Annotated in this window: 11 protein-coding genes; 6 read left to right on the forward strand and 5 right to left on the reverse strand. The window is 71.7% G+C overall.

Features of this window, described 5'->3' with window-relative positions; all coding sequences use genetic code 11:
* Positions 1 to 417, reverse strand: a 417-nt coding sequence (locus AC08OX_RS09755; RefSeq protein WP_476607513.1) for a molybdenum cofactor biosynthesis protein MoaE, incomplete at its 3' end; no start/stop codon positions are given.
* Between the two features lie 246 nt (positions 418 to 663).
* Here AC08OX_RS09755 and AC08OX_RS09760 point away from each other — a divergent pair.
* The 4 genes from AC08OX_RS09760 to AC08OX_RS09775 all read left to right on the forward strand — a co-directional run bounded on the left by AC08OX_RS09760 (position 664) and on the right by AC08OX_RS09775 (position 5,271).
* Positions 664 to 2,031, forward strand: coding sequence for a zinc-dependent metalloprotease (locus AC08OX_RS09760; RefSeq protein ID WP_476607514.1), 1,368 nt, complete (start codon positions 664 to 666; stop codon positions 2,029 to 2,031).
* A 177-nt stretch (positions 2,032 to 2,208) separates the two neighbouring features.
* On the forward strand, positions 2,209 to 2,475 hold the full coding sequence (locus tag AC08OX_RS09765; RefSeq protein ID WP_476607515.1) for a hypothetical protein: 267 nt from the start codon (positions 2,209 to 2,211) through the stop codon (positions 2,473 to 2,475).
* Positions 2,378 to 3,433, forward strand: coding sequence for a ThiF family adenylyltransferase (locus AC08OX_RS09770; RefSeq protein ID WP_476607516.1), 1,056 nt, complete (start codon positions 2,378 to 2,380; stop codon positions 3,431 to 3,433). Before AC08OX_RS09765 ends, AC08OX_RS09770 begins: the two co-directional genes overlap by 98 nt.
* Positions 3,434 to 3,546: 113 nt before the next feature.
* Positions 3,547 to 5,271, forward strand: coding sequence for an ABC1 kinase family protein (locus tag AC08OX_RS09775; protein ID WP_476607517.1), 1,725 nt, complete (start codon positions 3,547 to 3,549; stop codon positions 5,269 to 5,271).
* Positions 5,272 to 5,300: 29 nt separating this feature from the next.
* Here the strand turns inward: AC08OX_RS09775 and AC08OX_RS09780 are convergent, their stop codons facing one another.
* The 4 genes from AC08OX_RS09780 to AC08OX_RS09795 all read right to left on the reverse strand — a co-directional run bounded on the left by AC08OX_RS09780 (position 5,301) and on the right by AC08OX_RS09795 (position 10,011).
* A complete protein-coding gene (locus AC08OX_RS09780; RefSeq protein ID WP_476607522.1) occupies positions 5,301 to 6,251 on the reverse strand; it encodes an alkaline phosphatase family protein in 951 nt (316 codons plus the stop codon).
* A 696-nt stretch (positions 6,252 to 6,947) separates the two neighbouring features.
* Entirely contained in the window at positions 6,948 to 7,238 is a 291-nt protein-coding gene (locus AC08OX_RS09785; RefSeq protein WP_011438164.1) for a WhiB family transcriptional regulator, read from the reverse strand.
* A gap of 110 nt (positions 7,239 to 7,348) precedes the next feature.
* The gene (locus AC08OX_RS09790) at positions 7,349 to 7,633 is read right to left on the reverse strand and encodes a hypothetical protein (RefSeq protein ID WP_476607518.1); all 285 of its coding nucleotides are present in this window, start codon (positions 7,631 to 7,633) and stop codon (positions 7,349 to 7,351) included.
* A gap of 152 nt (positions 7,634 to 7,785) precedes the next feature.
* On the reverse strand, positions 7,786 to 10,011 hold the full coding sequence (locus tag AC08OX_RS09795) for an ATP-dependent DNA helicase UvrD2 (RefSeq protein WP_476607519.1): 2,226 nt from the start codon (positions 10,009 to 10,011) through the stop codon (positions 7,786 to 7,788).
* A gap of 94 nt (positions 10,012 to 10,105) precedes the next feature.
* On the opposite strand from AC08OX_RS09795, the gene AC08OX_RS09800 reads away from it, so the two are divergent.
* Positions 10,106 to 10,345: a mycoredoxin gene (locus AC08OX_RS09800; protein WP_476607520.1), complete on the forward strand. Its 240-nt coding sequence runs from the start codon at positions 10,106 to 10,108 to the stop codon at positions 10,343 to 10,345.
* Positions 10,346 to 10,458: 113 nt separating this feature from the next.
* A partial coding sequence (locus AC08OX_RS09805; RefSeq protein ID WP_476607521.1) for a GAF domain-containing protein occupies positions 10,459 to 10,936 on the forward strand: 478 nt, incomplete at its 3' end.

Raw genomic sequence — 10,936 nt, forward strand, 5'->3', positions numbered from 1 at the left:
TCGACCGGGAACGCGCCCGCAACCACGACAGCAAGTACTCACCCAGCTACACACTCGCCGCTTGATCTCACCTGGGGAGAACTGCACCCGACGACGACAGGCGGCAAAAGCCTCCGCCCGGTGGGCCGCGCCGACCGCCACGATCACGGCGGTGTCCCCGACGGCGAGGTGACCGGTACGGTGGACTACCGCGACGGCCAGCACCGGTGCGGTCGCGGCGACGTCGCCGGCGACCCGGGCGATCTCCGTGCCGGCCCGGGGATGCGCCTGATACGTCAGGTCGGTCACCCCGCGGCCCTGGTCATGGCCCCGGACAGTGCCCACAAACAGGGCAATCCCCCCCACGCCGGGGGACCGCACGGCGGCCATGCACTCGTCCACCGACAGGGCGCCGTCCCGGATCTCCGCGAGCGTCACCCGCGCGACCGGGTCCGGGTCCGGCGCGGACGACGGAGACGACGGAGACGACGGAGGCGGCGCGGGCGGCGCGGGTGGCGCGGGCGCGATCGGCGGGGCCCCCGCCGGAGAACACGTCGGTTCCACAGCTACGACCGTAACGGTCGGGGCCAGCGCCGTTTCGCCCGTTGGGCAGAAAACGCATTACCGTGGGTTCATGTGCCAACCGTGCGTGCGACTGCCCGCCTCCCGAGGAGGCTACGGCCGATGAGTGACAACTTCCCGTTCGGCTTCACGCCCGCTGGCGGCGGCGACGAGCCCCGGCCCCCCTTCGGTGGCGGCGCCCCGTTCTTTGCCGAGCTCGAACGGCTGCTGTCCTGGCATGGCGGTCCGGTCAACTGGGAGCTGGCCCGCCAGATGGCCGTCAGGTCCCTCGGCGACGCCGATGCCGCGGTGTCCACGGCCCAGCGGGAGCCGGTGAGCGAGGCGATACGGATCGCCGACGTCTGGCTCGACGCGGTGACCTCGCTGCCGGCCGGAGCCACGGCGGCGCAGGCCTGGTCGCGGCAGGAGTGGATCGAGAAGACCCTGCCGGTCTGGCAGACCCTCTGCGACCCGATCGCGACGAAGGTCGCCGAGGCGATGCGCACTGGGATCTCCAGCGGGCTGAACCACCTCGGTGGTGGCGGGATCGAGCTGCCGAGTGAGCTGCGCGGCGCGCTGCCCCCGGGACTCGACCCCAGCGGGCTGATGGCCACCGGCGGCCCGATCATGCAGATGATGAACCGGGTCGGCGGGATGCTGTTCGGCGCCCAGGTGGGGCAGGCGATCGGCACCCTGGCCGCCGAGGTCGTCTCCTCCACCGAGGTCGGGCTGCCACTCGGACCGGTCGGGACCGCCGCCCTGATCCCGGCGGGTGTCGTCGCCTTCGGTCAGGGCCTGGAGATCCCCGAGGACGAGGTCCGCATCTACCTGGCGCTGCGGGAGGCCGCGTCCAGCCGGCTGTTCGCGCACGTCCCCTGGCTACGCGCCCACGTCCTGGGTGCGGTGGAGGAGTACGCCCGCGGCATCGCGGTGGATACCGAGGCCGTCGGGCGGGTGATGCGGATGGTCGACCCGACGGCGTTGATGAACCCTGAACGGCTGTCGGAGGCGCTCGGCGAGGACGTGTTCAGCGACGCCACCACCCCCGAGCAGAAGGCCGCGCTCGCCCGTCTCGAACTGATCCTCGCGCTGATCGAGGGCTGGGTCGATCATGTGACGGACGCCGCGGCCACCGGTCATCTGCCGGCCGCGGGCAAACTGCGCGAGATGGTACGGCGCCGTCGCGCCGAAGGCGGTCCGGGCGAGCAGACCTTCGCCACGCTGGTCGGTCTCTCCCTGCGGCCACGCAAGCTGCGGGAGGCCGCCGCCCTGTGGGAGGCGGTACGGGACGCCCGGGGCCACGAGGGTCGCGACGCGCTGTGGGCGCATCCCGATCTGCTGCCCACCGCGGCAGATCTCGCCGCCCCGGAGGCGTTCGTGTCCGGCGCGTCGTCGAGCGCGCTCGACGACCCGATCGGTGAAATCGAGAAACTCCGCGGCGCCCCACCCGCCGATGGCGGATCCGACGGGCCGGACAACCCGGACAGGTAACCCGGACGGACCAGTGATGATCCACAGTTTCGTCCACAGCACGTCCACAGCGATCCACGGGTGTTCATCCTTCGCCGGTCGGACGTGCCACGCTGAGGATCCGCCGGTCGCCGTGACCGGCCCATCCTGGTCCGATTCCCCGGCCTCAACCGGCCGGCGGGAACACCCGGAGGATCCATGCGCCCGATCCTCAAGCCGGGCCTGCGCCGGCTCTGGCACAACAGCTCCACCCTGCAGCTCGGTATCGACGCCGCACGCGCCGTCATCCTCGCCGACCTGGCCCCGTCGGACGCCGCCCTGCTCGACGCCCTCGACGGCAGCCGCACGCTGGAGCAGCTGCGTCTCGATGGCACTCCCGCCGGCCGGGTCCTGCTCGACCTGCTGTCTGCTGGACGACGCCACGGCGCCTCCCGGTGCGGCACCGCTGCCCGCGGTCGAGCATGACCGTCTGTCGCCCGACCTGGCGGCGCTGTCCCTGGTGTCGGAGGATCCGGCCGGTGCGCGCCGGGTCCTCGCCACCCGCCGGGCGATGCGGGTCCTCGTGCGCGGCGCCGGTCGCGTCGGTGCTCAGGTCGCGGCCCTGCTCGCCGCGGCCGGGATCGGTCGCGTCGTCATCGACGATCCCGAGGTGACGACCGCCGCCGACGTCTCCCCGGGCGGCCTGCGCCTCGACGATGTGGGGCGTCCCCGGTCCCTGGCCACCGGCGCGGCGGTGACCCGGGCCAGCCGGCAGGCCGCCGGGCACCGTCGGCCCGACGAGGACCGGTTCGCCGCGGATCTGATCGTGCTGGCTCCGGTCGGTCTGCCGATGATCCACCCTGGGGAGTGCCTCGATCTGGAAGGCCGAGGCACCGCCCATCTCGTGGCCGGAGTGCGGGAGACCACGGGGATCGTCGGTCCGCTCGTCGTGCCGACCGTGACCGCGTGCCTGCACTGCCAGCACCTCCACCGGTACTCCCGGAACCCCGTCTGGCCGGTGCTCGCCATGCAGATGGTCCACCGCCCGGCCGCCGGGTCGGACGCCTGCGAGATCACCCTGGCGGGTCTTGTCGCCGCGCTCACCGCCATGCAGGCCCTGGCCTTTCTGGACCTCGCCGCCTCGCCTCCGCCCGCCCTGTCCGGCGTCACGAGACCCACCCCGGGTCAACATCCCGACAACTCGGACCATCCGCCACCGACAGCAAGCAGTCACAATGAGACCTTCATTACATTGACTTCCTCGCGCACGGTCCTACCGGTGACCGCAGTCCTACCGGTGACCGCCGACGGCACGCTGGAGTTCACCGTTCCCGGCTGGCGGATTCGCCGACGCACCTGGCCGGTCCACCCCAACTGTCCCTGCCGCACCGCCCGATCGGCGGCCGCGTCGGCGGAGACCTCTTCGCCGGTGGCACCCACGTGACCGTTCCACCCCGCGGGCGGTCGCCGCGCCGGCGTCCTGGGGTCATTTGGCGTCCTGGAGTCATTACGCCTGGCCGGCACCCGTGACGACGCGGAACAGGGCACGATGGAGCAGTGTCCGAGATCCCACGGCGGGCCGTCGTCCGCACCGCCAAGCTGGCCACGCTTCCCATCGGAATAGCCGGCCGAGCCACCCTCGGCGTCGGCAAACGCATCGGTGGTCGCCCCGCCGAGGCCGTCGCCTCCGAGCTCCAGCAGCGCACCGCCGCGCAGATCTTCCGGGTGCTCGGGGAGCTCAAGGGTGGCGCCATGAAACTGGGCCAGGCGCTGTCCGTCTTCGAGGCGGTGCTTCCCGACGACGTCGCCGGGCCCTACCGGGCGGCGCTGACCAGGCTGCAGGAGGCGGCGCCCCCGCTGCCGGCGGCAGAGGTGCACCGCGTGCTCGCCGAGGAGCTCGGAGCGGACTGGCGCTCGCTGTTCACGAGCTTCGACGACGTTCCGGCGGCGGCGGCCAGCATCGGCCAAGTGCATCGGGCGGTCTGGGCTGACGGCCGAGCCGTCGCGGTGAAGGTGCAGTATCCGGGAGCGGGTCCCGCTCTGCTCGCCGATCTCACCCAGCTCGGCCGGGCCGCTCGGCTGTTCGGCGCGGTCACTCCCGGATTGGACATCAAGCCGCTGGTCGAGGAGCTCAAGGCCCGGATCGCCGAGGAGCTCGACTATCGGTTGGAGGCCGCCTGGCAGGGGGCCTTCGCCGAGGCGTACGCGGACGACCCGGACGTCGTCATCCCCCGGCCGCTGGCCGGTTCTGGCCGGGTGCTCGTGAGCGAGTGGATCGAGGGAATACCCCTGTCCGTCATCATCGCGGACGGTACCCCGCAGCAGCGCGACACCGCCGGCCTGCTGCTCGTGCGGTTTCTCTACTCCTGCCCGGGTCGCGCCGGTCTGCTGCACGCTGATCCGCATCCCGGCAACTTCCGCCTGCTGTCCGACGGGCGGCTCGGCGTCCTGGACTTCGGCGCCGTGAACCGCCTGCCGGACGGCCTGCCGGCGCCGATCGGCCGGCTGGCTCGACAGACCCTGGCCGGGGACGCCGACGCCGTCGAGCAGGGACTGCGCCGCGAGGGCTTCATCCCGCCGTCGGCCGAAATCCGAGCCGAGGACCTGCTGGATTATCTGGCCCCGATGCTGGAGCCGATCGCGGTGGAGGAGTTCACCTTCTCCCGAGGCTGGCTGCGCAAGGAGGCCGCCAGGCTCGGAGACTGGCGGTCGGCGGCGGCACAGCTCGGTCGCCAGCTCAATCTGCCACCGTCGTACCTGCTCATCCACCGGGTGACACTCGGCGCGATCGGCATCCTGTGCCAGCTGGGCAGCACCGGCCGCTTCCGGGACGAGATGGAGCGCTGGCAACCCGGGTTCGCCGAACCGGGGACGGCGACCGCCCGCGCGGCCGAGGACGCCAACCGGCCCGGTCGTCCCCTGCCCGCTCTCCCCGTCCAGGACGAGACCGGAATCGTCCGGCCGCTGGACGGCCCGGTCGTTCTGGCCGGCGGGTTGCCCGGCCCGCGCAAACCCCGCAGACCAGGACGGACCGGCAGGACGACCAAGGCCCGCAAGGCCGGGAGGTCGGCGGCCGACACCGCTCCGGCGACTGCCGACGACCGGGCCACCGCCCCTGCGGCGCTGCCCCTGCAGGCCGAGCCGGCCGAACCGAGCCGGCCTTCCACCCCGGCGAACCGCTCCGCCGCGGCTCGACCCGGGCCGGGCCGCAAGGCCGCCCCCCGCCGGGCACCGGACGAGGAGTCGTTCTCCGACCCCGCAACCGTGACCGACGCTTATTGACGGGCCGGCCCGGCGGGTCAACCCCCCGGCTACTCGACGATGTCAACGATGTCGACGCCGAGATACAGGAAGCCGTATCCCTCGTCCCGGAAACGCACCCCGGCGGTGCGCAGCGCAGCCCCCCAGTCGCCCTGGCAGGTGGGATCCGCCGCCTCCGAGCCGTGGTCGGCGGTCAGCAGGATCGCGGTCTCGGCCAGCAGATCCCGCTCGGCGAGCAGGTCGAGGAAGGCGCACAACCGGGCGTCCGCGTCCCGCAGCGCGGCGCGGGCCTGCTCGGAGTACGGGCCGCCCCCGTGATGCCCGGTGTCGGTGATGGTGGTGTTCCACCACATCAGGTCCGGGGGCACCGCATCCGCCGCCCAGAGCTGCTGGACCTGCGCGAGGCCGAGCGCGTCCACCCGGGTGGACCAGGCATAGTCGGCGTTCTCCCCTACCCAGCGGGCGGTGGCGTGCGGGTCGCCGTCGGCCGCAGGCAGGTAGTCCCCCATATCGCCGGCCCCGCCGTGGTTACCGGCAGCCCGCACGAGCCCGAAGGTCGAGTAGTCCGCACCCCGGTCGACCGGTTCGTTCACGCAGGCGCTGGTCGCCCCGGGTCGGTCGCGCGCGAGGGCCTCGAACAGCGTCTCCACCCCGTCCCGAAGCTGATCGCACGCGGAATGCCAGGTCCGCACGTCGTTGACGATGACCTGCTCGCCGGTCGCCCGGTCGAAGTACACGTTGTGCAGGATGCCGTTCCGGCCCGGCCCGACTCCGGTGAGCGCGGAGGTGTGGTTGGTCAACGTGACGCTGGGGAACTCGGCGATCGCGCCGCCGGTCAGGGCCGTCCCGGTGGCGAGCAGACGCGCGACCCCCGGCAGCTCGCCGGTGTGCGCGAGGTGCAGGACGTCGTTGCTGTTGGCCCCGTCCCAGAGCAGGCCGACGACGTGCCGGGCCCCTGGCCCCACCAGATCGGTGAGCGGCGTCCCCTCCACATCCGCCATGGTCACGCCGGCGAGGGCCGCGAGGGTGGGTCCGATGTCGATGACCCGCGCCGGACAGGATCAGCGGAGCCCGGGACTGGCCGGCATCCAACGATCCGTGCTCACCCAGGTGGCCGCCGCGGTCGGGCCAGTAGTGCCGGGGGGTGTGTACGACGATCAGATCGGGTGAACGGCTGGGATCGGCGAAGGCGGACAGCAGTCGCCGTCCGGCGAACGGGTAGGAGTTGCGCTCGTTCGGTGGTGACGGGTCGGCGAGCGCCGCCGCGAGCGGCACGCCGTGCATCGGATCCTCCGACCCGAGCGGATCACGCCCGAAGCGGAGTTCCCGGGGACCGTCCGGATCGGCCACCGGCAACCGCGACGAACCGATCGCGTTCGCCACGTAGAGCCAGCCGGAATCGACCCAGGCCACAAGATCCACGATCGCGGCCAGCTCGGGACCGGTGAGGACGGCAACGGCCAGAGAAAGATCGTCGGATGCGGCCAGTCCCGGCGCTCCGGCCGGACCCGCACCTGTGGACACCGGGTAGACACGCTCGCTGCTGGGCACGCCGGAACAGTACCGGGGCCGCAGGCACCAGCGGAAGAAAAGCGCGGCAACACCGGTGGGCGGAACACCGACGATCCGGTGTCCCGCCCGTGCTGGTGCGGCGATGCCACCGCCGCCCCCATGGGATCAACTGGTGGCACGGGGGCTCAGGCGGCGACCTCTTCTTCCTTGCGCTCCTTGCGCGGACGGCCGCGGGGCCGCTTACGCGGGACGACGCTGCCGGTCACCAGCAGTTCGCCGCCCCACACTCCCCAGGGCTCGGCACGGTCCAGCGCGGCGGACAGGCACGCCGCCCGGATGGGACAGGTCCGGCAGACGGCCTTGGCGGTCTCCACGTCCGCCGGGGACTCAGCGAAGAACATGTCAGGATCTACGTCCCAGCAGGGCAGGACGAGACGATCCCGCTCGATCCGGGAAACGACCGAGGGGTCGAACACCGATGTCACCTCCGAGACAGGTTGGTCTTCGGGTGGGATGAAGGAAGCGAAACGACAAAGGCCGCGGTCCCCATCGGGATCCGCGGCCTCGGATTCGGCTCCAGTCGGCGCTAGTCCAGGAGCGGATCGTGGGCGGATCCCCGGAAGGTGAAGTGACGGTGTGCATAGCCGGACGCCGGCGCCACGCCCCCCGCCGGGTTCGGGAACGCGGACTCCTGGGCCGACAGATCATCGGCTTGGACCGTTTGGACCGTGAGGACGGCGGCGTACGTGCCACGGCCTGCGGACGCACCGACGACGGCACCGATGGCGGCACTCATAAATGCCGCGCCGTGCCGGTTCTCCCACGGACGGGTGATCTCGGCGACAGCTCTGTCCATCACGATGCTGAACACGACGAAATCACCTCCTTCTCTGTGGGACCCGGAGTCCGTGGGACCCGGACGGATGTCACTCCACATGCCCGCTTCAGGCGTCCTCGGTAACGGAAGAAGCTCGCAGCGCGAACCACAACATATTTTCTGTGTTGCGCCGCGAACACTTCCAGTTACGAAGCGTCGGGCGGCGTGTCGGACCCCAGTGACTCCACCACCGGCGGCGACCCGACCGGCGGCGACCCGACCGGCGGCGTGCGCCCCGCGACAAGGGCGAGTACCTCCTCCCCGTAACGGTCGAGTTTGGCCTGTCCGATGCCGGGCAGCCGCACGAGCTCGGCCACCGTGCCCGGCCGGCTCTCGGCGATCGCCTGCAGCGTGGCGTCGGTGAAGACGACGAAGGCCGGTGCCCCCTGTTCCTTCGCCCGCGCCGAACGCCACACCCGCAGACGCTCGAACAGCGCGGCGTCGACGTCGCCGGGGCAGCCCTCGCAGCGCCCGACCCGCGCGTGCACACCCGTCAACGACCGGCCGCACGTCCGGCACCGCACCGCCGACCTGCTCCGGGACCGACCCGGGCCGGTCTCCTCCGCCCCGGCCATGGGCCTCGCGCCCTCGCCTCGCCCCCCGTGGCGGACGCCGGCCGCGGACTCCCGGCGCATCGGACGCAGATCGTCGAGGAACCGGGACGGCCGCCTCGACCGCCGGCCGCCCTCCGCCCGGGACAGCGCCCAGGACAGGACGAGATGCCTACGGGCCCTGGTCACCCCGACGTAGAGCAGGCGACGTTCCTCGGCGATCTGCTCGGCGGTCCTGGCATGGACGAGGGGAAGCGTGCCCTCGGTCAGCCCGACGAGGAACACCGCATCCCATTCCAGGCCCTTGGCGGTGTGCAGGGTCGACAGGGTCACCCCCTGCACCGTCGGCTGATGCTCGTGGGTCGCGCGGTCGCCGAGCTCGGCGACGAAGGCCTCGAGGTCGGCCTCGGGCGAACGGGCGGCGAGATCACCGGCCAGCCGGTGCAGCGCGGCGAGGTTCTCCCACTGTTCCCGCTCGGCGCCCGAGCCCACCGTGGGCTGGTCCGCCCGCCAGCCGAGCGCTGCGAGGATGTCGGCGACGGCGGCCGTGAGTCCCTCCGGGCGGTCGGTGTCGGCGGAGCGCACCGCGGCCCGCAGCAACCTCATGGCTGCGACGACCTCGGTCCGCTCGAAGAACTTCTCCCCGCCCCGGAGCAGGTAGGCGATACCGGCCCCGCCGATCGCCGCCTCATACGCCTCGGACTGGGCATTCGTGCGGTACAGCACGGCGATCTCACTCGCCGGCACGCCCTGGTCGATCAGCCTGCGGATCCGGGACGCCACCGCGGCGGCTTCCGCCGGCTCGCTGTCGCACTCCAGCCACACCGGGGCGGGACCGTCCGGGCGAGCAGCGACGAGGCGGGCCGCCGGGGCCGCCCGCATCAGGGTGTTCGCGAGTCCGACCACCTGGGGGGTGGACCGGTAGTCTCGGATCAGACGCACCACGGCCGCGTCCGGGAACCGGCGCGGGAATCCGAGCAGGTGCTCGGGCGACGCCCCGGTGAACGAATAGATCGTCTGATGGGGGTCCCCGACGACACAGAGGCTGTCGCGCTCCCCCAGCCAGGCGTCGAGGACACGCTGTTGTAGGTCGTTGACATCCTGATACTCGTCAACGACGAAATGGCGGTATCTGGCCCTCACCTCGGCCGCGACCCAGCTGTGCTCCTCGATCATCGCCGCGGTCAGCAGCAGCAGATCCTCCATGTCGATCACACCGGCGTCGCGCTTGACCTCCTCGTACGCGGCGTAGAGCCGGGCGACCGTCTCGGGGGGAGCGGCGGTCTCCCGCCCGCTCGCCGCCGCCATCCGAGCGTAGTCCGCCGGGGTCACAAGCGTCGTCTTCGCCCACTCGACCTCCGAGGTGAGGTCGCGCAGCTCGGCCCGGTCCGGCCGCAGGTGCAGGCGGGCGGCCGCCCGCACCACGTACGGGATCTTGCTCTTCTCCACCTTAGGCAGCGCGACCCCGGCGACCGACGGCCAGAAGTACAACAGTTGCTTGAGAGCCGCGGAATGGAACGTCCTGGCCTGCACTCCATCGACACCCATGGCCCGCAACCGGCCGCGCAGCTCTCCCGCGGCCCTGGCCGTGAAGGTCACCGCCAGGATCTGGCCCGGCCCGACCCCCCCCTGCGCGACCATGTGCGCGACTCGATGGGTGATGGTGCGTGTCTTACCTGTACCGGCGCCGGCGAGGATGCAGACCGGTCCGAGCGGGGCTCCGGCCGCGGCCCGCTGTTCGGGATCGAGCGCGGCGAGCAGATCGTTGCCCGATCGCACATGGGCGGCCTGGGCGGCGAGGGCAGGCGGTCCGGACATCATCCGATACGGTAGTCCCCGCCGCGCGGCGGGAACCGACGGCGCCGCGGTGGGGTTACATGAACCGTTGTGTCACCAGCGGCTTGGAGGCCCTTTCGTGCTTACGATCTACACGACTTCCTGGTGTGGCTACTGTGTTCGGCTGAAGCGCCAACTCGACCGTGCCGGCATCGAGTACACGACCGTTGATATCGAGCAGGACCCGACAGCAGAGCAACGTGTCCGCGATGCGAACAACGGGAACGCGACCGTGCCGGTCGTACTCTTTCCCGATGGCACTGTGATGACGAACCCGAGCCTTCGCCAAGTCACAGAGAAGGCCACTTCTGCCGCATAACGGATACGTAGAGCAACGACATCTCGGGAGTTCTTACCTTCCCACTGCACACGCGGCCGGCTCGTGGGACGGTGTCCGTTACTGCCCGTGAAGTTTGTGGGAGAGTTCGGCCTGTGTCGTCAGCACCTTCAGAACAGGCGTGGAGCACCGTCGATGCCGCGCTGCGGGCCGCCAGTGCCCTTCACCGGATGGAGACGGCCTGTTTCGTCGTGGTATCGACGACGACCGCGAGCTATCTCCGGGTAACAGGTCCCTCCCCTGGTCTCGACGAGGGAACGCACTATCCCCGAGGGGACAGCCTGGTCGCCCGCGTGCTCGACGGCACGCCCGCCACGGCGTCCGGTCTTGACCCGACGCACGCCGGATCCGACACGGCCGAATACCGCCAGCTCGGGATACGCAGCCATGTCACGATGCCGGTGGTCCGCACGGACGGTCGGCTGGTGGGCCTCCTCGTCGGCCTGGACCGTAGCAAGGTGATCGTATCGGCCGACATCCTGGCCCTGCTGCGCGGGGTGGCCGATGCACTCGCGGTCACCGGGGACGTTCCCGCGCCGAGCCCGCCGACGGTCTCCGCGAACGGTCCCCGCC

It is taken from the genome of Frankia sp. CoBUL1 (assembly GCF_978021245.1).

Bases quoted from the DNA above. Each gene is read 5' to 3' on its own strand.
- AC08OX_RS09795 (WP_476607519.1), bottom strand. From the start codon at position 10,011: ATGATGTCCGGACCGCCTGCCCTCGCCGCCCAGGCCGCCCATGTGCGA.
- AC08OX_RS09765 (WP_476607515.1), top strand. From the start codon at position 2,209: ATGCGCCCGATCCTCAAGCCGGGCCTGCGCCGGCTCTGGCACAACAGC.
- AC08OX_RS09770 (WP_476607516.1), top strand. From the start codon at position 2,378: ATGGCACTCCCGCCGGCCGGGTCCTGCTCGACCTGCTGTCTGCTGGAC.
- AC08OX_RS09760 (WP_476607514.1), top strand. From the start codon at position 664: ATGAGTGACAACTTCCCGTTCGGCTTCACGCCCGCTGGCGGCGGCGAC.
- AC08OX_RS09780 (WP_476607522.1), bottom strand. From the start codon at position 6,251: ATGGCGGATGTGGAGGGGACGCCGCTCACCGATCTGGTGGGGCCAGGG.